Origin of the sequence: Cohnella sp. AR92 (assembly GCF_003990975.1) — a bacterium.
Taxonomy (GTDB): domain Bacteria; phylum Bacillota; class Bacilli; order Paenibacillales; family Paenibacillaceae; genus Cohnella.
This window is the reverse complement of sequence record NZ_RZJR01000008.1, coordinates 196,113-219,504: the sequence shown is the minus strand read 5'-3', so window position 1 is coordinate 219,504 and position 23,392 is coordinate 196,113. Positions and strand designations below refer to the sequence as shown.

Below are 23,392 nucleotides of genomic sequence, written 5' to 3'. Positions count from 1 at the left end.
TAGCAACGAATCCACTTGATAGGAACACTTCGGAAAGGGGGGAGTAAAATTGGTTGACGTTCTTTCGCAGAATGAGATCGACGCGCTGCTTGCGGCGCTGTCATCCGGCGAGATGGATGCCGAGGAGCTTAAGAAGGAGGACGCGCAGAAGAAGGTTCGCGCTTACGACTTCAAGAGAGCCGTACGATTCTCCAAAGATCACATCCGCAGCCTTACGCGCATTCATGAGAATTTCGCACGCTTCCTAACAACCTATTTCTCAGCCCAGCTTCGAACGTTCGTACAGATCAATGTCGTCCAGGTCGAGCAATTGCCTTATGACGAATTCATTCGCTCCATCCCCAAGATGACGATTCTGAACATCTTCGAAGCGGAGCCGTTGGAAGGCCGCATGGTTCTCGAGGTTCACCCGAATGTCGCCTTCGCCATGCTCGACCGCCTTCTCGGCGGAACCGGCTCGGCCCCGAGCAAGATCGGGAGCCTGACGGAGATCGAGACCATCATCATGGAGAAGATTTTCAGCCGGGCGCTTGAATCGCTTCAGGAAGCCTGGAAGACGATCGTCGACATCGAGCCGCGCCTCGAAGCGCTGGAGACGAATCCGCAGTTCATGCAGATCGTATCCCCGAACGAAACGATTGCCTTGATCTCGCTTAGCACGAAGATCGGGGACACGACGGGAATGATCAATCTCTGTATCCCGCACGTGGTAATAGAACCTATCATGTCCAAGCTGTCCGTCCATCACTGGTTCGTCTCTCAGAAGAAGGTCAGGGCGCCGGAAGAAGTGAATCTTCTGGAGCACCGCGTCAGCAAAGCGAAGCTGCCGATCGTCGCCGAGCTTGGTTCCTCCATCATCAATATCCATGAATTCCTTAGTCTCGGAGTGGGGGATGTCATTACCTTGCACAAAGAGACGGCGGATGGCCTGGAGATCAAAGTGGGAGACAAGCTGAAGTTCTTGGGAAGCCCGGGAACGGTCCGCGACAAGATGGCGGTACAGATAGTAGAGATAGTCAGCGAAGGAGTTGAAGAATTCAATGACGAGTAAAGATTACTTATCCCAAGAAGAGATCGACGCTCTGCTAAGGCAATCTTCCGCTTCCGATGAGACGGCCGCCGCTTCGGCGAACGAGACTCCGGCGGCGACTTCGATCGACGATTACCTGACGCCGCTGGAACAGGATGCCTTGGGCGAGATCGGCAATATCACGTTCGGCAGCGCGGCAACGGCTCTATCTACTCTGCTCGGAAGAAAGGTAGACATTACGACGCCGAAGGTGTCCATGATCTCCAGAGACCAATTCGTCAATGAATTCCCTAAACCGCACGTTGCGGTTCATGTTCATTACGTAGACGGCTTCGAAGGAATCAACTCTCTTGTCATCAAGGCGCTCGATGCCCAGATCATTGCCGATCTCATGCTCGGAGGAGAAGGCAATGTCACTTCCGAAGAGTTGAACGAGATACATATTAGCGCCGTGCAAGAAGCGATGAACCAGATGATGGGGTCTTCCGCGACGTCGATGTCGACGATCTTCAACCGCTTCGTGAACATCTCGCCTCCAGGCGTCGACATTCTGGACGTCAAGGAGAACTCCGGCACCTCGAACCTGCCGCCGGAGGATGTGTTCGTCAAAGTATCGTTCCGCCTGAAGATCGGAGATCTGATCGATTCGACGATCATGCAGCTGTTGACCGTATCCTTCTCGAAGGAACTGGTTGCCTCGCTCATCGGAGCTTCCGAACCTGCGCCGCAGCCGGCGGCCGCTCCAGCAGCTCCGGCTCCGTCCGCACCGGCTGCAGCCGCTCCGGCACCGCAGCCGGCCGCGCCGATGCAGCACGCGCCGCAGCCGCCGGCTTCGATGCCGCCTGCCATGCCTTCTTACGGTTATCAAGAGCCTCATCATCCTCAATCGTTGGGTGGTTCTGGAATGAATCGGAATGTCAACGTTCAGCCCGTGCAATTCTCCAACTTCAATGCGGGAGGAAGCGCTCCTATCGACGAGACGAACTTGGGTCTCCTGATGGATATTCCTCTGAAGGTTACGGTTGAGCTCGGACGCACGAAGAAGCAGATCAAAGAGATTCTGGAATTGTCCCAAGGCTCCATTATCGAGCTGGACAAGCTCGCCGGCGAGCCGGTCGACATTCTGGTCAACAGCAAGCTGATCGCCAAGGGCGAAGTCGTCGTTATCGACGAGAACTTCGGCGTACGGGTAACCGATATCGTCAGCCAGTGGGATCGCGTACAAAAAATTCAATAAACCCTTCGGGAGGAACTTAAAAAATGGCAAATCGTATTCTGATCGTTGATGATGCTGCTTTCATGCGGATGATGATTCGCGACATTCTGACTAAGAACGGCTATGAAGTCGTGGGAGAAGCACAAGACGGCGCGCAAGCAATCGAGAAGTACAAGGAACTGACGCCGGATCTGATCACGATGGACATTACGATGCCGGAGATGGACGGCATTGCGGCTCTTAAGGAGATTCGCAAGCTCGATTCCAACGCCAAGGTCATCATGTGCTCCGCAATGGGACAACAAGCCATGGTTATCGACGCGATCCAAGCCGGAGCGAAAGACTTCATCGTGAAGCCGTTCCAAGCCGACCGCGTTATCGAAGCGATCAAGAAGACGCTCGGATAAGCACGTGAGAAGTCCAGCGGCAAGCTTATTAGCAGCGGGGAATGAGAACCTTGGAACCTCGGGCTGGGACATGTTCCGTATTCTGCTCGTTCTGGGGCTTATCGTAGCACTCATTATTTTCGTACTGAGATTTATCGGCAAGAAGAACCGAGGCTGGTGGATCAATCGCTCGCTCCGCTCATTGGGCGGAGTGGCCGTCGGTACGAACAAATCGCTTCAGATCGTGGAATGGAACGGACGGATCTACGTGCTTGGGGTAGGGGAGAACGTCAGCTTGCTGGAGGTCATCTCGGACACCGACACGGTTGCGGCTCTTCTCGCCGAGCACGACACGGTGAACTCGTCAAGCGACGCGGCGATACCGGCGTGGCTCAAACGCCTCGGCAATCGTTCCAAACCCGGCGAAGCGAGATCCGAGGAGCCCGTCTCCGGAGGCGTCAGCTTCGAGCAGACGCTGGAAGCTCGCATGCGGGAGCTCTCGGAGCGCAGGCAGAAGGTGGATCAATTGCTAAACAAGGATCGTTCCGGAGATCGGACGGATGATTAAATGAAGAAGAAATTACTAGTCAGCTCGATAGCCATGATCCTGTCATCGCTGTTCGTTGGCGGGGCCGCGTTCGCGGCGGATTCACTCGTAGGCATCAACATCAACGGCGAGAATCAGGAGATCGGAACGTCCTCCTTGTCCTTGCTGCTGATCATAACCGTGCTTAGCCTGGCGCCTGCGATCTTGATCATGATGACCTGCTTTACCCGAATCGTTATCGTTCTGGGCTTCGTCCGGACCTCCCTCGGCACGCAGCAGATGCCGCCGAATCAGGTGCTGATCGGACTCGCGCTGTTCATGACCTTGTTCGTCATGTCGCCGACGCTGTCGCAGGTGAACGAACAGGCGCTTCAGCCCTACATGAAGGGCGAGATCTCCCAGACCGACGCCTTGTCCAAAGCGGCGGTCCCGATGAAGGAGTTCATGTACAAGCAGACGAGAGAGAAGGACCTTCTCTTATTCATGAACTATACGAAAGCGGAAAAGCCGAAGACCTATCAAGACATTCCGCTAACGGTTCTTGTTCCCGCGTATGCCATGAGCGAACTGAAGACGGCCTTCCAGATGGGATTCATGATCTTTATCCCGTTCCTGGTCATCGATATGGTCGTCGCCAGCACGTTGATGGCGATGGGGATGATGATGCTTCCGCCCGTCATGATTTCGCTTCCGTTCAAGATCCTGCTCTTTGTCTTGGTGGACGGTTGGTACCTCGTCGTCAAATCGCTGCTAACCAGCTTCCAGACTTGATTCCGGATCACGACTTGCACGAAGGAGGATGAATGATGAGCTCGGAATTTATTATCGGCTTGGCGGGGAAGGCGATGTACATCATTCTGACGGTCAGCGCGCCCATGCTCGGCCTTGGCCTGCTGGTCGGCTTGCTCGTCAGCATCTTCCAAGCAACGACACAGATTCACGAACAGACCCTTGCTTTTATCCCGAAGATCATCGCGGTATTCGTAGCCTTGCTTATCTTCGGTCCTTGGATTCTCACGACTCTGGTCGATTTCACGACGAATTTGCTAGGCAACTTGGCAAATTACATTGGATGACGGCGAATGGAACTGATAACGCAATACTTCCCGGCTTTCTTGCTCGTCTTCTGCAGAATCAGCTCCTTCATGGTCGTGGCTCCGATCTTCTCGGCGAAGACGGTTCCGCGGCCCTTGAAGATCGGCCTGTCGTTCTTTATCTCTTATATCGTCTTTATGCAGGTCGGATTTAACGAGAAAGTCGTCGCTGACGGCAATTTTATTTTTTCGATCCTGAAGGAAGTGCTGGCGGGCCTCCTTATCGGATATGTGTGTTACCTGTTCTTCGCGGTCGTGCAGACGTCCGGCGCGTTAATGGACATGCAGATGGGACTCAGCATGGCGAACATCGTCGACCCTCTGACGGGGATTTCCGCTCCGCTTATGGGGAACTTCAAGTCGATGCTGTTAATGCTGGTGTTTCTCTCCATCAACGGGCACCATTATCTGATTCAAGCACTAATGGACAGCTATAATTGGCTGCCGCTAGACAACGACTTGTTCGGCATCGTACAAGGGGGAACCCTTACCGAGTTTCTGGCTCGAACCTTCGCCGACACGTTCATGCTGGCCCTGCAAATCTCGGCGCCGCTCGTTGTCTCCATGTTCCTGCTGGATGTCGCGCTTGCTCTACTGACGAGAGCGGCTCCGCAATTCCAGATTTTCGTCATCGGCGTCCCTATCAAAATACTGCTAGGACTCGCCATTCTTATTCTGATTCTCCCCGGCTTCGGAACGTTGTTCCAGATGATCTTCGATCGGATGTTCGACGCCCTGGAGAAATTGTTTGTCGTCTTAAAGGCTTAAGCAGCAGGAGAGTTTCGGCGGAGGAGGTCGTTTCGGTGTCAATGTCTCGCTATCGCCTGCCGATGAATCTGCAGCTGTTCGCCGGCGAGAAGACGGAGAAAGCGACGCCTAAGAAGCGAGAAGATGCCCGCAAGAAAGGCCAGGTCGCTCACAGCCAAGAGATCGGCTCGTCTCTCCAGCTTATCGTAAGCGTCAGCATCTTGATGGTCCTCGGCTCCTTCTTCTGGGATCGAATCCTTGCCATGTTCAGCGACACCCTGCTTCATCGATTGCCGATGGACGTTACGAAAGGCAACGTCATGGACATGTTCAAGCGGTATGCCCTTCAGATGCTGCTGTTTCTATCGCCGATCTTCATAGGAGCGATCATCGTTGCTTTAGCTTCCAGTTATTTTCAAGTCGGATGGCTGTTTACGCTGGAACCGATGAAGTTCAAGCTGACTTCGCTCAATCCGATCTCCGGATTCAAACGAATCTTCAGCTCCAGGGCGCTCGTGGAGCTCGGCAAGAGCATCCTGAAGCTCTTGGCCATCTCCATCATCGTTTACCTGGTCTTATGGTCGGAGAGAGACAGCGTCATGGCGTTGGCCCATGTTCCGATCATCGATATTTTCGCTTATGCCGGTTCATTGGTCACCCGATTGGGCTTGATGGTTGCCGTCTTGCTGTTCATTCTCGCGATCGGGGACTTCTACTATCAGAAGTACTCTTACGAGAAGAGCCTCAAGATGAGCAAGCAGGACATCAAGGATGAATACAAGAACGCGGAAGGCGATCCCAAGATCAAAGGCAAGATTCGAGAAAGGCAGAGGCGCATGGCCATCATGCGCATGATGCAGGAAGTGCCCAATGCGGACGTCATCATCACGAACCCGACCCACTTCGCGGTCGCGATCAAGTATGACTCCACGAACATGGACGCTCCCAAGGTGATTGCCAAAGGCCAGGATTACCTGGCATTGCGGATTCGGGAGATCGCCAAAGCCAATGAAGTCATAATTATGGAAAACAAGCCGCTGGCCCGTGCGCTGTACGAAAGGACGGAGGTGGGGGAGACCATTCCCGCCGATCTCTTCCAGGCGGTCGCCGAAATACTGGCTTACATATATCGGTTGAAAGGCAAACGCAAGGCTTGAAGCCATTTAGGGAAGCAGCTGCCGCAAGAAGCCGCATCCATATTCGCAGGGTTATAGAAAGGGAGGGAACGTCTTGAAAGTTCGGGACATTAGCATACTAATCGGCGTCATAGGCATTGTTCTGATGATGGTCGTCCCCATCCCAACAGGGCTGCTCGATATTCTGCTCATCATCAACATCTCGCTCGCCATCATGATCCTCTTGATCTCCATGAATACGCAGGATGCGTTGCAGTTCTCGATATTCCCGACCTTGCTGCTCATCACCACGTTATTCCGGCTGGCGCTCAACATCTCGACAACCCGCCTCATTCTGTCCAAAGCGGAAGCCGGCAAAGTGGTCCATACGTTCGGCCAGTTCGTGGCCGGCGGCCAACTCGCCATCGGCTTCGTCGTCTTCCTCATTCTGGTCGTCGTGCAGTTTATCGTCATCACCAAAGGCGCCGAACGCGTATCCGAAGTCGCGGCGAGATTCACGCTCGACGCGATGCCCGGCAAGCAGATGAGCATCGACGCGGACCTCAACGCCGGCTTGATCAATGAACAGCAAGCCAAGGAGCGCCGCACGAAGATCGAGAAGGAAGCGGATTTCTACGGCGCCATGGACGGCGCGAGCAAGTTCGTCAAAGGGGACGCTATCGCCAGCATCATCATCGTGATGATCAACCTGATCGCCGGCATCATCGTCGGCATGGTCATTCACGGAATGCCGGTAATGGATTCTCTCAATACATACTCCATCCTGACGATCGGCGACGGTCTCGTCAGCCAGATTCCCGCCCTGCTTATCAGCACCGCGACCGGTATTATCGTGACCCGCGCGGCGTCCGAAGGGAACATGGCCCAAGACCTGTCCCAGCAGCTTCTGCGTTATCCTAAGCTGCTCTATATCGTTGCAGGAACCATAACGCTGCTCGGCATTGCCACTCCGATCGGCCCTCTGGCAACGATTCCTTACGCCGCTATTCTTGCTTTCGTCGCCTATCGGCTTCAGAAGAGCGTATCCCGCAAGAAGAAGGAAGAAGATCTGCTCGTCGAAGAGAAGGAGATCGAAGAGGTGCGGAGCCCCGAGAGCGTCATCAGCCTGCTTCAGGTCGATCCGATCGAATTCGAATTCGGCTACGGTCTTATCCCGCTCGCGGATACGCAGCAAGGCGGGGATTTGCTCGATCGAATCATCATGATCCGCCGCCAATGCGCGCTCGAGATGGGACTTATCGTCCCGGTTATCCGGATTCGCGACAATATTCAACTAAAACCGAACGAATATATTATCAAAATGAAAGGAAATTTGGTAGCTCGTGGCGAATTATTGCTTAACCACTATTTGGCTATGAGCCCAGGCTATGACGATGATTCCATTACGGGCATCGAGACGAAGGAGCCTGCGTTCGGCCTCCCGGCCCTCTGGATCGACGAATCGACCAAGGAACGCGCCGAGATGTCCGGCTATACGGTGGTGGATCCTCCGTCCGTCGTGGCAACCCACTTGACGGAGATTATCAAGAGGAACGCTCACGAGCTGCTTGGACGGCAAGAGACCAAGTCCCTTATCGACAGCGTCAAGGAGTCGTATCCGACGCTTATCGACGATCTGGTTCCGTCGACTTTGTCGATCGGCGACATTCAGAAGGTGCTCGCCAAGCTGCTTAAGGAGAAGATCTCGATCCGGGATCTGGTCACGATCTTCGAGACTCTCGCCGATTACGGCAAGTTTACGAAAGATCCGGACGTGCTGACGGAATACGTGCGCCAGGCGTTGTCCAGGCAGATCACGCTGCAGTACGCGTCGCCGAACGAGCCGCTAAAGGTGATCACGGTCAGCCCGACGGTCGAGAAGAAGATCTCCGATTCCGTCCAGCAGTCCGACCAAGGCAGCTATCTTGCGCTGGATCCTCCATCGACGCAAGCGATTTATTCCAAGCTGTCGGAGCAGGTGAACCGGGTGCTCCAATTGGGGCAGCAGCCGATCATACTGACTTCGCCGACCATTCGGATGTACATGCGCCAGATGCTTGAGCGCAGCATGCAGGATATTCCCGTTATTTCGTACAGCGAGCTCGAACCGAATATTGAAGTGCAAAGCGTCGGGGTGGTGAACGCATGAAGGTCAAACGATATTTAGTCCAGGATCTGCCGGAAGCCGTCCAGATGATTCGCACGGAACTGGGATCGGACGCTGTCATTCTCAATACCAAGGAAATCCGCATCGGCGGATTTCTTGGCATGTTCCGCAAGAAGCGTATGGAAGTGATCGCGGCGGTGGACGAAGCGGCGGCGAAGCCGAAGCCGGCCCCATCGCTCGGGCCGATCGTGCGCCCTAACCGCGGCCCGGCGGCACTGGCGACGGCATCGGCAGCGGCGGCGCCCCCGTTGGCTCTCGCGGAGGAAGCGCCGGCCCGAATTCCTAAGGCGATGGCAGAACTCCCGCAAGACGGCGCGCCTTCCTATATGCCTCCTCAAGCGGTTCGCAATCGATACAGCCAGGGGACGGCGCCGATGGGAGGCTCGCCGACGGCAACCTTGGAGCCGGCGGCGGCCGCGATGGCCCCGGCGGCTCCTCGATCCGATGATTCACCGGGCAAGGCGGCGGAAGCCGCGCTCGAATTGATTGCCGGCTTCTCGGCAACCCGCTCGCCGGAAGCTTACGCGCCGAGAGAAGAGCGCCGCGAATCGTTCGCGATGGAACCCGCTGCGGCTCCGGCAAGCTGGAAGGAAGAGCCCAAGGCGGCAGAGAAAGCCGGTAACGGCAAGGCGTTGGAAGACGAGACCGCCACGCTGCTGCAAGAGCTGCGGGCGATGAAAGATATGATGAGGGAGATGAATCGCCAGCAGAGCTTTCGAATCATTCCCGAGCCCGTCCTGAAGCTGTCCAAGCAACTGGCGGAGCAAGGAGTCGAGCCGCAACTGGTCGAGCGGTTCGCCGAGACCGTCATGGAATCGTGCGGCGGATCGGCGGACCCGGATCCGAAGCTTGTTTACGAGAAGGGGGAAGAGGTGCTGAGAGGTTGGCTGGCGCCGGCGGCCGGCCAAGGAATATCCGCGAACACCCGAATCGTGAATTTCGTCGGGCCGACAGGCGTTGGCAAGACGACGACGATCGCGAAGCTCGCGGCGGATCAGGCATTCGTGCATCGGCGATCCGTCGGTTTCATTACGGCGGATACCTACCGTATCGCGGCCGTCGACCAGCTGCGGACGTATGCGGACATCCTGAACGTTCCCCTGGAGGTTGTCTTCTCCTCCTCCGAGCTGCCTAAGGCATATAAGAAGCTGGAAGACAAGGATCTCATCTTTATGGATACGGCGGGGCGCAATTACCGGAACGAGATGTTCGTCTCCGAGGTGAATACGCTTCTCGCTCCGGGCGAACAGTCCGAGAGCGTCCTCGTCCTTAGCCTGACGCATAAATTCGAGGACATGAAGAAGGTCGCGGGGCAATTCGCCAAGTACGGAGTCCGGAGGTTGTTGTTCACCAAGATGGACGAGACGGAATCCTACGGCGCCATTCTGAACCTGGTGATGGCGTTCGATTACGAGGTTTCTTACGTCACCAACGGACAGACCGTTCCCGACGACATTCGAGCTTTCGACCCGGAGGATCTGGTCCATCGATTGTTGGGAGAGCTTCACGATGAATGATCAAGCGGAAGCCCTGCGTAATCTGGTGACGATTCAGGAGAAGCTGGCGGCTGCCAAGCAGACCCGAATCGTTACGGTCACCAGCGGCAAAGGCGGAGTGGGCAAATCGAATTTCAGCCTGAACTTCGCTCTAGCTTTGCAGAAGAGAGGATACAGCGTGCTGCTGTTCGACGCGGACATCGGCATGGCGAACATCGACGTTCTGCTCGGCACCCCGGCAGAGTTCAATCTCTTCCATCTCCTCAAGAGGGAGAAGACGATCTGGGAGATTATCCAGACGGGTCCCGGAGGCCTCCGGTTCATCGCGGGAGGCTCCGGCTTCAAGGATCTCGTTCGGCTCAGCGAAGCCGATCTCGACTATTTCGCCGCCCAGATCGGCCAACTGCACGGCCACGTAGACTTCCTGATCTTCGACACCGGCGCGGGATTATCCAAAGAAACGCTTCGGTTCATCACGGCGGCTCAAGAGGCGGTGGTCATTACGACGCCGGAGCCGACCTCGATCACGGACGCATACGCCCTAATCAAGATGGTGAAGACGATGGGGCACGACGTTTCGTTCCGGCTCGTGATCAATCGGGTCGCGGACGAGCGGGAAGGCCAGCAGACGGCAAGCAATATCCAACAGGTATCCAAGAAGTACTTGAATATCGAGCTGCCCTTGCTCGGTTACGTTCCGGACGACAGCCACATGATCAAGGCCGTCAAGCGCCAGACGGCGCTGTCGATTGCCTATCCGGACAGCGCAGCCAACCGGGGGATCGAGAGAATCGCCGCTGCTTATTTATCCGAAGACAAAGCCGTCGAAGCAGGGGGAGCGAGAAGCTTCCTTCAGAGAATTCGCCGTTTATGGGGTTGACTGGAGCCAGATGAACAGCATGACATCCTAGAGAAGAAAGGGGATTCCCTCATGGCCCGATTCAAAGTGCTCGTCGTAGACGATTCCCCTTTCATGCGCAAAGTTTTCAGCGATTTTATCTCCGCCGATCCTTCCTTTGAAGTCGCGGCAACGGCCTCCAACGGCAAAGAAGCCATCGACAAGACGTTGGAGATCGAACCGGACGTCATCACGATGGACCTGGAGATGCCGTCCATGAACGGTCTGGAGGCGCTTCGCAGAATCATGAAGCTTAGGCCGACCCCCGTCATCATGCTCTCCGCCGTGACGGACAACGGAACCAGGGACACGATCAGAGCCTTGCAGTACGGCGCCTTGGACTTCATCCGCAAACCGGACGGCTCCGTTAAGCTCGATATCCGGCAGGTCGGAGATCAACTGCGGGAGAAGCTGCACGTCGCGGTAGAGATGGCGCGTAACGATAACGTGCGAATGCTGGCTTCCGCGGACGATCTCTCGGAGCACGATCAAGAGGAAGAGATGGAAGCGCTAGATTCGAAGGAACCGCCTGAAGCGGCTTCGAACCTTGCGCATCTGCCGCCGGCCGGGCCGATCGCGCCCGAATCCCTTCCTCTAGAGAAGGCGAGAGAGAGCAAGCCGGCGGAACCGAAGACGGTGCCCGCACCGAAGGATGGTTCGCAGCCGGGCGGGAAGAAGGCATTCCGGCTGCCCGAAACAAACGCGGGCTTGACCTCGGAAGTTCCGCGAAGAACCGCCGAACCGAGAAAAGGACCGGCCTCGGCAGACAAGCCGTCTTCCAGGCCGATGCCGGCCAAGGCGCTTCAGCCGGAACCGCGCATGCCGGAGACGGTTAAGCCGGCAACGCGCAAGGAATCGGTACATTCGCCTCCGGAAACGGCAAGGCCGTCAATCGCTCCGGAAGCCGCTGCCGAACGCCGAAGAGCCAAGGTCGAACAGAAGGCGGAAGGCCGTACGCGATTCGGCCATATCGTCGCGATCGGCACATCGACCGGCGGACCCCGGGCGCTTCAGGAGGTGCTGACGGCGATCCCGCCCGATTTTCCGGCCCCGATCCTGATCGTGCAGCACATGCCGCCGAAGTTCACGCATTCGCTCGCGCAGAGGCTGGACAGCTTTACGAACATTCACGTTCGCGAAGCAAGCGAAGGAGAGCCCGTCCTGACCGGAACCGCCTATATTGCTCCGGGAGGGCTTCATATGACGTTAGTACGGGATTCGGGAGGAACCTATCGAATCTCCTTGTCGGAGGATGCGCAAGTATCGGGGCATCGGCCGTCGGTCGACCGGCTGTTCGAGTCGCTAGTCGGGCTCAAGGAGATCAAACGCCACGTCGTCATCATGACAGGCATGGGAAGCGATGGCGCCAAAGCGATGAAGGCCCTGCAAGAAGACGGGGCCGAGACGCTGATCGCCGAGTCGGAACGGACCTGCGTGGTCTATGGAATGCCGCGTTCGGCCGTGGAGCTTGGAGCCGCATCGCAGGTGCTGAACCTGCAGCAGATCGCTCCGGCGCTTGTCTACGAAGTGACTGCTAGAAAGAGGTAGATCGAGGCAAGACTAGTCGCCCAGGAGGTGTCCGTACAGTGGAAATGAATCAGTACTTATCCATCTTTATCGACGAGGCAAACGACCATCTGCAATCTCTCAACGAGAGCATGCTGCGGTTGGAGCAGTCGCCAGAGGATTTAAGCATCGTCCAGATTATCTTCCGTTCCGCCCACACGCTGAAGGGAATGTCCGCAACGATGGGCTTCGAGGATCTGGCATCGCTAACCCACGAAATGGAGAACGTTCTCGATCTGGTCCGCAACTCCAAGCTCTCGATGAACGAGACCATCTTCGACGCGCTGTTCAAGTGCTTGGACGCGCTGGAGGGCATGGTGCAGGACGTGGTCGGCGGAGGAACGGGCAAGGCGGACGTCAGCGACCTGGTCGAGGTGCTCAAAGCGATCGTCCGGGGAGACATCGCGGGACCGGGAAGCAAGGCGGTTAAAGCTTCCGCGGAATCGGACAAGCCGATCGTGGCGACCGAGCTGCTGCTTGACCAGTACCAGCTGTCCATTCTCGAACAGTCCGTCGACAGCGGAATGAAGGTTTTCCACATTCAGGTGTTCATTCGCGAGGACTGCGTGCTCAAGGCGGTCCGCGCATACATGGTATTCGATTTCCTGGAGAAGAACGGGGAGATCGTCAAGTCTCATCCTTCCGTTCAGGACATCGAACAGGACAAGTTCGACCGCAGCTTCTCGGTTTATTACATCTCTCAGATCGACGAAGCGGCGCTTCAAGAGAGCATCCTGAACGTATCGGAGATCGAGTCGGCCATGGTCATTCCGGTCGATCGCTCCTCTCTGGCCGAGCTTGACCAATCGAAGGAAGAAGCCGCCCAGCAGCAGGTGCAAGCGATTCAGCAAGCGGCGGCAGCGGCGGCGGCTCCAGCGGCGGCGCCGGCGAAGGCTGCGGCCAAGCCGGGCGGCGAGAGCGCGCCTGCACGCGCGGCGGCTCCGGCCTCCGGGGCGAACGCTAACCGCACGATCCGGGTGGATATCGAACGCTTGGATACGCTCATGAACTTGTTCAGCGAACTGCTGATCGATCGTTCCCGGCTCGAGCAGCTGGCTACGGAAGTGAAGCGCAGCGATCTGACGGAAACGGTCGAGCACATGGCGAGAGTGAGCGGGGATCTGCAGAATATCGTCCTGAAGCTGCGGATGGTTCCCGTGGAGAGCGTGTTTAACCGCTTCCCGCGGATGGTTCGGGACTTGGCCAAGTCGTTGGACAAGAAGCTGGAGCTGGTCATCACCGGCGCCGAGACGGAGTTGGACCGGACGGTTATCGACGAGATCGGCGATCCGCTCGTCCACTTGATCCGCAACTCCGTCGACCACGGCGTCGAGATGCCCGCGGCGCGGCTTGCGGCGGGCAAGCCGGAGACGGGAACGATTCGCCTTCGCGCCTTCCACAGCGGCAACCACGTCTTCATCGAGATCGAGGACGACGGCGCCGGAATCAACCGTCCGAAGGTTCTGGATATCGCGATTAACAAGGGAATCGTCTCGCCTGAGGACGCGAAGAAGCTGAGCGACGACGAGATCAACATGCTTCTCTTCGCACCGGGGTTCAGCACGGCGGACAAGATCTCGGACATCTCCGGCCGCGGCGTCGGCCTCGACGTCGTCAGGTCCAAGATCGAATCGCTCGGCGGCCAGGTCAGCGTCACTTCGACGATGGGCCAGGGCTCGATCTTCTCGATCCAGCTTCCGCTCACGCTGTCGATCATCTCGGCCATGCTGATCAAGCTGGGCTCCGAGAAGTACGCCTTCCCGCTCTCCTCGATCGTGGAGACCGGCGCCGTCAAGAGAGAAGATATCCGGGATCTCCACGGCAACAAGGTGATCGAATACCGGAAGGCGATCATTCCGGTCGTGTCGCTCGCGAAGGTGCTGGATTCTCCGGACTACCGGGATGACGACGAGAAGGAGACGGAGATGCTGGTCATTCGCAAGGGAGAGAAGCTTGCCGCCGTCCTCGTCGACGAATTCATCAGCCAGAGCGAGATTGTCCTTAAGACGCTAGGCAAGTACCTGGCGAACCAGAAGCTGATCTCGGGCGCCACGATCATGGGGGATGGACAGGTTGCCCTCATCGTAGACCCGAACGCTCTTATCAAATAACGAACGATCATTCGAGGAGGGCTAGACATGGCAGAGGAATTGAAAGTAATCGTTTTTACGCTTGGTCATGAAGAATACGGCATCGAAGTAGACAAAGTGAGAACGATCGAACGCATGATGCCGATCACCCGCGTTCCGAAGACGCCGGCATTCGTCAAAGGCGTCATTAACCTTCGCGGTGTCGTCATTCCGATTATCGATCTGAGAGGGCGTTTCGGACTTCCCGAGAGCGAGCCGACCGAGAACACCCGAATCATCATCGTGGCGGCGAACGAACTGGAAGTCGGCTTCATCGTCGACTCCGCGAACGACGTCGTCGACATCATGAGCGACACGATCGGCGTTCCGCCTGAAGTGGTCGGCGGAATCAAAGCGAAATATTTGAGCGGCGTAGCAACCTTCGAAGAGAACCGATTGCTGATTCTCCTGAACCTGTCGGAAGTTCTCAACCGTTCGGAGATCATCCAGCTCGAGCAGATGGGAGAATAACGGGTGGAGCTGTTCAATCACAATCCGGATTTCAAGATGGATGTCCTCCGCGAGGTGGGGAATATCGGCGCTGGCCATGCCGCGACAGCGCTATCGAGACTTCTGGACAAGCCCGTCGACATGACGGTGCCGACCGTCAGCTTCGTTCCCTTCGAGGAGATAGCGGAGCGCGTAGGCGGCTCGGAAGAGGTGGTCGTCGCCGTCTTCCTTCGGGTGGACGGAGATTCTCCCGGCAATATGTTCTTCCTCATGAGCAGGGTGCAGGCCGCGATCTTGCTCCAAGTCCTTCTGGGAATCGAAGTTGCCGAGAACCAGGAGTATACCGAATTGCAGCTTTCCGCCTTGTGCGAGATCGGGAACATCCTTGCCGGATCGTACTTGTCGTCTCTGGCGGATCTGACGGGGTTAACGATGTCGCCTTCCGTGCCTTCCATCGCGGTGGACATGGCCGGCGCGATTCTCGGCTACGGCTTGCTGCAGTTCGGAACGATGGGCGATGACGCGCTGCTGATCGATACGACATTCCTGAAGGGAGAACAGGAAGCGGAAGGCCATTTCTTCTTTATTCCGGATCCTCAATCCTTCGAGCGGATGTTCGTCTCCCTCGGAGTTCCTCTCGAATGACGGAAGATAACCTGATCAAAGTCGGAATGGCCGACCTGAACGTCGCCTCCGGCGGAGCCGTCCTTAAGACGACGGGACTCGGCTCCTGCGTTGGATTAACCTTGTTCGATCCGGACCGGACGGTCGCGGGAATGGCGCATATCATGCTGCCGTCCTCCGAGATCGCCCGCGAAGGACAACTGAATATCGCCAAATACGCGGATACGGCGATCCCGGAGCTGCTCCGCCGATTGCTGGAGCTTGGAGCCAACAAGAGAAGGCTGGTCGCCAAGCTGGCCGGCGGAGCGCAGATGTTCGCCTTCGCCGGCGGAGGCGACAGCATGAGGATCGGGCCGCGCAACGTCGAATCGACGAAGCTCGCTCTTGGCAGCATGGGAATTCCGATCGTTGCCGAGGATACGGGGGGCAACTTCGGCCGAACGGTGGAACTGAACAGCCAATCCGGCATTTTCGTCATTCGAAGCGTACAGCATGGGGTAAAGGAGATATGACAATGACCCGTTCTTGGCGCTGGATCGTCGGTTTCGGCGGTTTCGGGGCGGTTTTGACCTTCCTTTTCTCCATCGGAAGCAATCCGCCTGTCACAACGATTATTCGCAGTTTTTATGCCTTTATCGCGTTCGCCGTCCTAGCGTTCGCGATCGGAACGGTTCTTGGCACGCTGCTGAAGCCGTCCGCATCGCCTCTGGGAGGGCAGCCGGAAGAAGAGCGCGGCTCGGTGCTTGACCTCGCGACGCCGGAAGACGATTCGGAGCTTTCGGATTTAATGAAGAGCCAATGGTCAAGCGAGCCGGCTCGTCCGGCAATGGATTTTCAACCCTTGCAGCCTTCCAGGCTGGTATCGGTAGACAACGTAAACACGGAAGACATGGTCCAAGCGGTTCGACGCATGAAGGACGAATAAGGAAGGTGAAGCAAAGATGATCGATCATAAACGTTCTCGACTATCCCACCAATCGTTCTGGAAGAGTTGGAAGGAAGATGGGGATCTGGATGCGAAGAAGCAACTGATCGAACATTATTTGCCGCTCGTGGATTACGTATCGAGCCGAATGGCCGTCGGGCTTCCCAAGAACGTAACGAAAGACGACTTGGCGAGCAACGGGGCCATGGGACTAATCGATGCCATTGAGAAATTCGACTATCAGAGGGGGCTGCAATTCGAGACGTACGCGTCTTGGCGAATTCGCGGCTCTATCATCGATGGTCTGCGCCAGGGCGATTGGGTACCGCGCTCGGTAAGAGACAAAGCGAAAAAAATGGAAGATGCATATGCCGTTCTCGAGCAGAGGAATCTGAGATCCGCGACGGACGAAGAAGTGTGCAGCTACCTCAATATATCGAACAAAGAGTTTCAACACATGCTTCAGGAGGTGGCGGTCTCTACCATCTGTTCCTTGGAAGATCCGATCCGGGAAGAAGAATCCGAGACCAGGCTGTCCCTGCTCGTGGACGAAAAGGCGGTCAACCCGGAGTCCAAAGTCCACGACACCTTCCTGAAAGAAACGTTGATGCAAGGAATCGACCGTCTCACGCCCAAAGAAAGAACGGTCGTCTCCCTTTTCTATTACGAGGATTTATCCTTAAGCGAGATTGCCGAAGTGATGTCTCTGTCTCCTTCCCGCATCTCTCAATTGCATTCCAAAGCGATTCTTCGTTTGAGAGCGGCACTAGGGAAGCAAAAAGAACAGCTGTTGCACAAATGAGACCTTCTACCTGGAGGAGCGAATCATGTCCATCGAGCAGATAACGAACTTGGATGACGCCGTGAAAGTAGAGCTCTCCGAGGATAAGATGTTGGCTTTCCTCGTCTTTAAGCGCGTGGAAGGCGCTATCAAAGCTTCCGTTCAGGATTTGGAGAGAATTCTGGGGAGCAGCGGAATCAAGTTTGGCATTCAACACGATCTTCTCCGCATGATCTCGGCCAAGCCTAGCGATTTCTTCTTCAGCCAGAACGTCGTGGCGAAGGGCACTCCTCCGCAGAACGGCACGGATGGCTTCATCAAGCAGCTCTATGATCAGGAGAGCGCAAGCCGAAAGCCCGTCGAACGTTCGGATGGCAGCATCGATTACCGGGAAGTCTCCCAGCTTGCCAACGTCAAGGCCGGGCAGTTGATCGCCGAACGCTACCCTCCGGTTCCCGGAGTGCCCGGCAAGGACGTCACCGGAGCGGTGATCGAGCCGAAGGACGGCAAAGAGGCTAACTTCAAGGTGGGCAAGAACGTGGTCGTGAACGCCGAGAAGACGGGCCTCTATGCGGCGATCGACGGTCTCGTCACCAAGACGGACAAGGATAAGCTCAACGTCTTCCCTGTTTACGAAGTGAACGGGGACGTCGACTATCATATCGGCAATATCGATTTTGTCGGAACCGTTGTCATTCGCGGCAACGTTCTCAGCGGCTTCAAGATCCGCGCTTCCGGCGATATTCGCGTTACCGGGGGAATCGAGGGGGCCGAGGTGGAATCCGACGGTTCCATCGAGATTTCGGGAGGAATTATCGGGAACAACAAAGGCTTGGTCAAAGCCGGACGGTCCGTCAAGTGCTCCTTTATCCAAGAAGGCATCGTTCAGGCGAACGAGGATGTCATCGTCAGCCAGAGCATCATGCATTCCAACGTGCGGGCCGGACGGGAGATTCTGTGCCTCGGTTCCAAAGGTCTGATTGTCGGAGGCACGCTGCAGGCTGGGGAGAAAATTACCGCGCGCATGATCGGCAACGCGATGTCTACGGCCACTTCCATTGAAGTCGGCGTAAGGCCGGAGCTTCGTCAGGAGCTTAACGAGCTTCGCGCGGTCATTCGCGCGTTGACGGACTCGTTGGACAAGACGGACAAGGCTCTCGGAATGCTGAATCAGCTTGCCGCCGCCGGCCAGCTTCCCCCGCAGAGAATCACGATGCGCTTGCAGCTGACCGCTACCCGCAAGCAGACCGCGGAAGAGCTGCAGACCGCCAAAGAGAAAATCCTGGAGATCGAGAAGGCGCTGGAAGATACGTCAACCGCACGAGTGGACGCCGTTCATACGATCTTCGGAGGAACCAAGATCATGATCGGACGCTACACCAGATTCATCAAAGACGGCGTTCAGCGAGTGTCTTACCGTTTCGTCGACGGGGAGATCGTGCCCGTTCCGTACGTCTGATTAAGAGCGGAAACTCACCTCTTATATAGAAAGCAGGTGCGGAGCCATGTCCTATAAACCGTTGGATTTGCAAGTTTCCATGCCGCGCACGATCGAGCTGTCCCCGCTGCAGCAGCAGCAACAGCAGCGCCCCGCGATGGAGCAGGCCGCGCTCGGGCAGCAAGCGGTCAAGCAGGCGGAGAAGCAGGCTCAGAGCAACACGAAGACGGAGGGCGCTTCGAAACGTTCCATCTCGGACAAAGAACCCAAAGAAAGACAGCAGTCCTCATCGAACCGGAAGAAGCGGAGCTCTAAGGAGCAGGAGGGAACGGAGCGTATGTCCGAACATCCCTTCAAAGGCAAGCATCTGGATATTTCGTTATAATGAGGCCTCGGAAGGAAGGTGGCGGGCCCGATGGAGCCTTGGATTAGTATCGTCATTACGGGAGCCGCGATAGCCGGTTACGGCCTGATGATTCCGAAGAGCGGGGGAAGCGGCAAGACGGAGCCGGCAGGCTTGCAAGGAGAAGCGGCCTATGATCGGCTGCTTGAGGATCTCGAAGCGGAGAATCGCGAGCTGATCGAAGCCGTTACGGCATTCAAGAGAGAGCAGGACGACACGGTCGATAAGCTGAGCCGCCGGATTCGCGAGATGGAGAGACAAATGTCCGAATGGTCGGAGCGGGGGGAAGGCGGCGAGCGGCAGTCGGCGGCATACCAGATCGCGCAAGCGAGCGTTCAGGCGACGGCAGGAATGGCGGAAGCGAGCGTTCAGGCGACGGCAGGAATGGCGGAAGCCGCGGAATCCGAGCCGTTAGACGAGCCATTAGACGAACCGGTCAACGCCGGGGAGATCTTCTCTTCCATGCTTGAGAAGACAGGAGACGCAAGAACCGAGGCGGCGCGGGAAGAGGCGGCGCCTACCGCCTCGTTAACCATCAAGTCGCGTTATTCCACGCTTCTCGAGTTGTATGAGAGAGGCCGTTCCATCGAACAGATCGCCAGAGAAATGAATATGAACAAGGGCGAGATCCAGTTGATATTGCAATTGGCCAGACGGGAGGATAATCAGCGTGTTTAAACGTCGGGGATTGCTAATTGGACTTGGTCTTGGACTCATGCTCGGCGCGTCGATGCTGCAGTTGATCCAAGCTGCGGAGAAGGGCTCGTCCTCCTTCGGCTTGTCCGGAGCCTCCTTGACCGCAGAGGAGCTTAAGCAGGAAGCCAAAGCTCAGGGGTTCGCGCTAGTCGACAGCACGGCGAAGACCTATTCCCAGGAAGAGCTGGATGCCGCCGTGCGGAAGGCCGAAGAGGAGAAGTCGGCAAGCAAGGACGCCGATAGCCAAGATCATCAAGGCAGCGAAGCTAATCAAGGCAGTCAGGATAATCAAGGCGGCAAGGATAGCCCGGCGACCGGGAATGCCGGCGCGGCCGAATCTTCGAAAGATGCGGAAGCCGGTCCGACTCCCGCTAAGGAAGAGCACACGTATTCGTTCTATATCCGCAACAACGCCAGCCTCGTCGAGGTCGCGACAGGCCTTCAGGAGCTGGGGCTTATCGAGGACAAGGACCGATTCGTCAAGCAAGCGAAGCCGTACAGCGGCAAGCTGCGCGTCGGAACGAGCACCTTTGTCGGAAAGCCTTCCTTCCAGGAGATCATCAACGAGATTACCCGCGCCAAGTATTGAGAGCAAGCGTTCTCCATTTTTTCCTAACGAAATTGGCATAGAGCCATTGCGAAGAGTTGGTAGTTATGATATAGTATTCCCCGGTGTGAAAAAACGCACGCCGTTCAATTTCGTCGGCGGTGCTTCTCATTCGAGGAGTTCCGGCGGAAGGCGCGAATGGCGGAGGGATTCACCTACAAAAAAACCACTCAGGAGGTGCAGTAACAGATGGCAGTAATCTCCATGAAGCAGCTTCTCGAAGCTGGGGTACACTTCGGTCACCAAACCCGTCGTTGGAACCCTAAGATGGACAAGTACATCTTTACTGAACGTAACGGCATTTACATTATCGACCTGCAAAAGACGGTCAAGAAAGTCGACGAAGCTTACAACTTCGTTCGCCAGCTCGCTGAGCAAGGCGGAACGATGCTGTTCGTCGGCACGAAGAAGCAAGCTCAAGATTCCGTTAAGGAAGAAGCTGAGCGCAGCGGCCAGTACTACATCAACCAACGTTGGCTCGGCGGTACGCTGACGAACTTCTCCACGATTCAGAAGCGTACGGATCGTTTGCACCAGCTGACGAAGTGGGAAGAAGACGGCACGTTCGAAGTTCTTCCTAAGAAGGAAGTTATCTTGCTCCGCAAAGAAAAGGATCGCCTCGAGAAGTTCCTCGGCGGCATCAAGAATATGCGCAAGCTTCCGGACGCCCTGTTCATCATCGACCCTCGCAAGGAGCGTATCGCGGTAGCGGAAGCTCGCAAGCTGGGTATCCCGATTGTCGGCATCGTCGACACGAACTGCGACCCGGACGAGATCGACTACGTCATTCCAGGCAACGACGACGCCATCCGCGCCGTGAAGCTGTTGACGTCCAAAATGGCTGACGCCATCGTTGAATCGCGTCAAGGCGAAGAAGCGACGGTTTAAGAGACGCCAATCAGCAAATCAAGCAAAGGGTGGTCAGAAGAGAACCTTCTCACCGCCCTTTTTTAAGACCAAATTCGAACTGTCCGCGAGCCATAGGGTGCGGCCATAAACAGGAGGTTATTCAGTTGGCAATTAATGCAGCAGACGTAAAGACGCTCCGCGAAAGAACCGGAGCTGGCATGTTGGATTGCAAGAAAGCGCTGGAAGAAGCAAACGGCGATATCACGAAGGCAGCCGAGCTCCTTCGCGAGAAGGGCCTTGCGGCAGCCGCTAAGAAGGGCGACCGCGTTGCAACCGAAGGCCGCGTTGAATCGTATATTCATGGCGCCGGCCGTATCGGCGTTCTCGTCGAAGTCAACTGCGAAACCGACTTCGTCGCAATGACCGATCAATTCAAGGATTTCGTGCGCGACCTTGCTATGCACATCGCTGCAGCAGCTCCGAAGGTTGTTCGCCGCGAAGAAGTGGACGCTGCCGATCTCGAGAAGGAACGCGAAATCCTGCGCGCTCAAGCTCTGAACGAAGGCAAGCCGGAGAAGATCGTCGACAAGATGGTCGAAGGCCGCATCAACAAATACTACGAAGAAGTCGTTCTGCTGGAGCAATCCTTCGTTAAGGATCCGGACAAGACGATCCAAACGCTGCTGAACGAGAAGATCGCAACGATCGGCGAGCAAATCTCGATCCGTCGTTTCGTACGCTTCGAACTGGGCGAAGGCCTCGAGAAGAAGCAAGACAACTTCGTGGAAGAAGTTATGGCTCAAGTCAAAGCATAAGTTTTTACAAAGCGGAGGGAACACGACGTGTTCCCTTTTTTTGGATGAAAAACGGCCGCTGAAATTCGCGAGCCTAAAAGAATGCTGGAGGTACTAACGTTGAATCGTCCCATTTACAAACGAGTGGTGCTGAAGGTCAGCGGCGAATCGCTGTCCGGGTCGAACGGCTATGGCATTGACGCTACGACCATTATCTCGATCGCCGAGCAAGTGAAGGAAGTTGTCGAACTGGGCGTTGAAGTGGCCGTCGTCTGCGGCGGAGGGAACATCTGGCGCGGAATCTCCGGAAGCCAGAAGGGGATCGACCGCGCGACTGCAGATTACATGGGGATGCTCGCGACCGTCATGAACTCGCTGGCTCTTCAGGATGCGCTGGAACAGATCGGCGTGCCGACTCGCGTGCAGACGTCTATCGCCATGCAGCAAATCGCCGAGCCTTATATCCGCAGACGCGCGATTCGTCACCTGGAGAAGGGGCGCGTCGTCATCTTCGCGGCCGGCACGGGCAATCCGTTCTTCTCGACGGATACGACGGCGGCTCTTCGCGCGGCCGAGATCGAAGCCGAAGTCATTCTGATGGCGAAGAACAAGGTCGACGGCGTATACAGCGCGGATCCGTTCAAGGATCCGACGGCGGAGAAGTTCGAGCAGCTTACTTACCTTGATGTCCTGAACAAGAACCTGGGAGTTATGGATGCAACGGCCTCCTCTCTCTGCATGGACAACAATATTCCATTGCTCGTATTCGCGATTACGGAGCAAGGCAATATTAAACGTGCGGTAATGGGTGAGAAAATTGGAACGATTGTGAAGGGGAGCGTGGACTAAGTGCCTCAATCGATCAAGAAGAATGCCGAAGAACGGATGGAGAAAGCGCTTGGAGCTTTGAAGCGCGATTTGGCGACGCTGCGCGCGGGACGTGCTTCCCCGGCTATCCTTGACCGCGTTCAAGCCGAGTACTACGGAGCGTTGACGCCGGTCAATCAGCTCGGCACGATCAATACGCCGGATTCCCGAACCATCATCATTCAGCCTTGGGATAAGTCGGCGCTTGCCGCTATCGAGAAGGCGATCCTGAAATCCGATGTCGGCCTCACTCCGGCAAACGACGGAACGATCATTCGCCTGAACATCCCGCCGCTGACCGAAGAACGCCGCGCCGACCTGGTTAAATCCACGAAGAAGTTCGGGGAAGAGGCCAAGGTTGCGATCCGGAACATTCGACGCGATGCGAACGACGACATCAAGAAGAAGGAGAAAGGCGAAATCTCCGAGGATGAGTCGAGACGCCATCAGGATGACATGCAGAAGATTACCGACCGTTACACGGCGGAAGTCGATAAGATTCTGGCAGCTAAAGAAAAAGAAATTATGGATGTGTAACGCCTTCTACTTCGACCCCTCCGTCAGGTG

26 protein-coding genes are annotated in these 23,392 nt (G+C 56.3%); all 26 read left to right on the top strand.

Features of this window, described 5'->3' with window-relative positions; all coding sequences use genetic code 11:
* Positions 1-49: 49 nt before the first annotated feature.
* The 26 genes from fliM (at position 50) to frr (ending at position 23,362) form a co-directional block, all read left to right on the top strand.
* Positions 50-1,051, top strand: a complete 1,002-nt coding sequence (gene fliM / locus ELR57_RS14920) for a flagellar motor switch protein FliM (RefSeq protein WP_126959893.1) — start codon at positions 50-52, stop codon at positions 1,049-1,051.
* Positions 1,041-2,267 (top strand): flagellar motor switch phosphatase FliY, encoded by a 1,227-nt coding sequence (gene fliY / locus ELR57_RS14915; RefSeq protein WP_126959892.1) that lies wholly within the window; start codon positions 1,041-1,043, stop codon positions 2,265-2,267. The genes fliM and fliY overlap by 11 nt, the downstream gene beginning before the upstream one ends.
* A gap of 23 nt (positions 2,268-2,290) precedes the next feature.
* Positions 2,291-2,653 (top strand): response regulator, encoded by a 363-nt coding sequence (locus tag ELR57_RS14910; RefSeq protein WP_126959891.1) that lies wholly within the window; start codon positions 2,291-2,293, stop codon positions 2,651-2,653.
* Positions 2,654-2,657: 4 nt separating this feature from the next.
* Complete coding sequence (locus tag ELR57_RS14905; RefSeq protein ID WP_126959890.1) at positions 2,658-3,200, top strand: flagellar biosynthetic protein FliO; 543 nt, start codon at positions 2,658-2,660, stop codon at positions 3,198-3,200.
* A complete protein-coding gene (fliP, locus tag ELR57_RS14900) occupies positions 3,201-3,950 on the top strand; it encodes a flagellar type III secretion system pore protein FliP (protein ID WP_126959889.1) in 750 nt (249 codons plus the stop codon).
* Between the two features lie 35 nt (positions 3,951-3,985).
* Positions 3,986-4,255 carry a flagellar biosynthesis protein FliQ gene (gene fliQ, locus ELR57_RS14895; protein WP_126959888.1) on the top strand — a complete coding sequence of 90 codons (270 nt, stop codon included), beginning with the start codon at positions 3,986-3,988 and terminating at the stop codon, positions 4,253-4,255.
* Positions 4,256-4,261: 6 nt separating this feature from the next.
* Positions 4,262-5,041, top strand: a complete 780-nt coding sequence (fliR, locus tag ELR57_RS14890) for a flagellar biosynthetic protein FliR (protein ID WP_126959887.1) — start codon at positions 4,262-4,264, stop codon at positions 5,039-5,041.
* A gap of 41 nt (positions 5,042-5,082) precedes the next feature.
* Complete coding sequence (flhB, locus tag ELR57_RS14885) at positions 5,083-6,177, top strand: flagellar biosynthesis protein FlhB (RefSeq protein WP_126960025.1); 1,095 nt, start codon at positions 5,083-5,085, stop codon at positions 6,175-6,177.
* Positions 6,178-6,250: 73 nt separating this feature from the next.
* On the top strand, positions 6,251-8,284 hold the full coding sequence (gene flhA / locus ELR57_RS14880; RefSeq protein WP_126959886.1) for a flagellar biosynthesis protein FlhA: 2,034 nt from the start codon (positions 6,251-6,253) through the stop codon (positions 8,282-8,284).
* Positions 8,281-9,819 (top strand): flagellar biosynthesis GTPase FlhF, encoded by a 1,539-nt coding sequence (gene flhF / locus ELR57_RS14875; protein WP_126959885.1) that lies wholly within the window; start codon positions 8,281-8,283, stop codon positions 9,817-9,819. Before flhA ends, flhF begins: the two co-directional genes overlap by 4 nt.
* Entirely contained in the window at positions 9,812-10,678 is an 867-nt protein-coding gene (locus ELR57_RS14870; RefSeq protein ID WP_126959884.1) for a MinD/ParA family protein, read from the top strand. The genes flhF and ELR57_RS14870 overlap by 8 nt, the downstream gene beginning before the upstream one ends.
* A 51-nt stretch (positions 10,679-10,729) precedes the next feature.
* Positions 10,730-12,244: a protein-glutamate methylesterase/protein-glutamine glutaminase gene (locus tag ELR57_RS14865; protein ID WP_126959883.1), complete on the top strand. Its 1,515-nt coding sequence runs from the start codon at positions 10,730-10,732 to the stop codon at positions 12,242-12,244.
* Between the two features lie 38 nt (positions 12,245-12,282).
* Positions 12,283-14,373, top strand: a complete 2,091-nt coding sequence (locus ELR57_RS14860; RefSeq protein ID WP_126959882.1) for a chemotaxis protein CheA — start codon at positions 12,283-12,285, stop codon at positions 14,371-14,373.
* A gap of 27 nt (positions 14,374-14,400) precedes the next feature.
* Complete coding sequence (locus tag ELR57_RS14855; protein ID WP_126959881.1) at positions 14,401-14,862, top strand: chemotaxis protein CheW; 462 nt, start codon at positions 14,401-14,403, stop codon at positions 14,860-14,862.
* 3 nt (positions 14,863-14,865) lie between these two features.
* Positions 14,866-15,486 (top strand): chemotaxis protein CheC, encoded by a 621-nt coding sequence (locus ELR57_RS14850; RefSeq protein WP_126959880.1) that lies wholly within the window; start codon positions 14,866-14,868, stop codon positions 15,484-15,486.
* Positions 15,483-15,977, top strand: a complete 495-nt coding sequence (locus tag ELR57_RS14845; protein WP_126959879.1) for a chemotaxis protein CheD — start codon at positions 15,483-15,485, stop codon at positions 15,975-15,977. The genes ELR57_RS14850 and ELR57_RS14845 overlap by 4 nt, the downstream gene beginning before the upstream one ends.
* Before the next feature lie 2 nt (positions 15,978-15,979).
* Positions 15,980-16,390 carry a hypothetical protein gene (locus tag ELR57_RS14840; RefSeq protein WP_126959878.1) on the top strand — a complete coding sequence of 137 codons (411 nt, stop codon included), beginning with the start codon at positions 15,980-15,982 and terminating at the stop codon, positions 16,388-16,390.
* Between the two features lie 16 nt (positions 16,391-16,406).
* Entirely contained in the window at positions 16,407-17,192 is a 786-nt protein-coding gene (locus tag ELR57_RS14835; RefSeq protein WP_126959877.1) for a FliA/WhiG family RNA polymerase sigma factor, read from the top strand.
* 25 nt (positions 17,193-17,217) lie between these two features.
* Complete coding sequence (locus ELR57_RS14830; RefSeq protein ID WP_126959876.1) at positions 17,218-18,630, top strand: flagellar assembly protein A; 1,413 nt, start codon at positions 17,218-17,220, stop codon at positions 18,628-18,630.
* A gap of 46 nt (positions 18,631-18,676) precedes the next feature.
* Positions 18,677-18,994: a hypothetical protein gene (locus ELR57_RS14825; RefSeq protein ID WP_126959875.1), complete on the top strand. Its 318-nt coding sequence runs from the start codon at positions 18,677-18,679 to the stop codon at positions 18,992-18,994.
* Positions 18,995-19,024: 30 nt separating this feature from the next.
* Complete coding sequence (locus ELR57_RS14820) at positions 19,025-19,690, top strand: hypothetical protein (RefSeq protein WP_126959874.1); 666 nt, start codon at positions 19,025-19,027, stop codon at positions 19,688-19,690.
* Positions 19,683-20,297, top strand: coding sequence for a hypothetical protein (locus ELR57_RS14815; protein ID WP_126959873.1), 615 nt, complete (start codon positions 19,683-19,685; stop codon positions 20,295-20,297). Before ELR57_RS14820 ends, ELR57_RS14815 begins: the two co-directional genes overlap by 8 nt.
* A 207-nt stretch (positions 20,298-20,504) precedes the next feature.
* Complete coding sequence (gene rpsB / locus ELR57_RS14810) at positions 20,505-21,203, top strand: 30S ribosomal protein S2 (RefSeq protein ID WP_126959872.1); 699 nt, start codon at positions 20,505-20,507, stop codon at positions 21,201-21,203.
* Between the two features lie 125 nt (positions 21,204-21,328).
* Positions 21,329-21,979, top strand: a complete 651-nt coding sequence (gene tsf, locus ELR57_RS14805; protein ID WP_126959871.1) for a translation elongation factor Ts — start codon at positions 21,329-21,331, stop codon at positions 21,977-21,979.
* A gap of 99 nt (positions 21,980-22,078) precedes the next feature.
* Positions 22,079-22,807 (top strand): UMP kinase, encoded by a 729-nt coding sequence (gene pyrH, locus ELR57_RS14800; protein ID WP_126959870.1) that lies wholly within the window; start codon positions 22,079-22,081, stop codon positions 22,805-22,807.
* Complete coding sequence (frr, locus tag ELR57_RS14795; RefSeq protein ID WP_126959869.1) at positions 22,808-23,362, top strand: ribosome recycling factor; 555 nt, start codon at positions 22,808-22,810, stop codon at positions 23,360-23,362.
* The last annotated feature ends 30 nt before the right edge of the window (positions 23,363-23,392 follow it).

Excerpts from the sequence above, each read along its gene's own strand:
- ELR57_RS14820 (WP_126959874.1), top strand. The coding sequence starts at position 19,025 with ATGGAGCCTTGGATTAGTATCGTCATTACGGGAGCCGCGATAGCCGGT.
- ELR57_RS14855 (WP_126959881.1), top strand. The coding sequence starts at position 14,401 with ATGGCAGAGGAATTGAAAGTAATCGTTTTTACGCTTGGTCATGAAGAA.
- fliR (WP_126959887.1), top strand. The coding sequence starts at position 4,262 with ATGGAACTGATAACGCAATACTTCCCGGCTTTCTTGCTCGTCTTCTGC.
- ELR57_RS14825 (WP_126959875.1), top strand. The coding sequence starts at position 18,677 with ATGTCCTATAAACCGTTGGATTTGCAAGTTTCCATGCCGCGCACGATC.
- rpsB (WP_126959872.1), top strand. The coding sequence starts at position 20,505 with ATGGCAGTAATCTCCATGAAGCAGCTTCTCGAAGCTGGGGTACACTTC.
- flhF (WP_126959885.1), top strand. The coding sequence starts at position 8,281 with ATGAAGGTCAAACGATATTTAGTCCAGGATCTGCCGGAAGCCGTCCAG.
- ELR57_RS14870 (WP_126959884.1), top strand. The coding sequence starts at position 9,812 with ATGAATGATCAAGCGGAAGCCCTGCGTAATCTGGTGACGATTCAGGAG.
- ELR57_RS14840 (WP_126959878.1), top strand. The coding sequence starts at position 15,980 with ATGACCCGTTCTTGGCGCTGGATCGTCGGTTTCGGCGGTTTCGGGGCG.
- ELR57_RS14910 (WP_126959891.1), top strand. The coding sequence starts at position 2,291 with ATGGCAAATCGTATTCTGATCGTTGATGATGCTGCTTTCATGCGGATG.
- ELR57_RS14835 (WP_126959877.1), top strand. The coding sequence starts at position 16,407 with ATGATCGATCATAAACGTTCTCGACTATCCCACCAATCGTTCTGGAAG.
- fliP (WP_126959889.1), top strand. The coding sequence starts at position 3,201 with ATGAAGAAGAAATTACTAGTCAGCTCGATAGCCATGATCCTGTCATCG.
- fliQ (WP_126959888.1), top strand. The coding sequence starts at position 3,986 with ATGAGCTCGGAATTTATTATCGGCTTGGCGGGGAAGGCGATGTACATC.
- fliY (WP_126959892.1), top strand. The coding sequence starts at position 1,041 with ATGACGAGTAAAGATTACTTATCCCAAGAAGAGATCGACGCTCTGCTA.
- ELR57_RS14865 (WP_126959883.1), top strand. The coding sequence starts at position 10,730 with ATGGCCCGATTCAAAGTGCTCGTCGTAGACGATTCCCCTTTCATGCGC.
- flhB (WP_126960025.1), top strand. The coding sequence starts at position 5,083 with ATGTCTCGCTATCGCCTGCCGATGAATCTGCAGCTGTTCGCCGGCGAG.
- ELR57_RS14845 (WP_126959879.1), top strand. The coding sequence starts at position 15,483 with ATGACGGAAGATAACCTGATCAAAGTCGGAATGGCCGACCTGAACGTC.
- ELR57_RS14830 (WP_126959876.1), top strand. The coding sequence starts at position 17,218 with ATGTCCATCGAGCAGATAACGAACTTGGATGACGCCGTGAAAGTAGAG.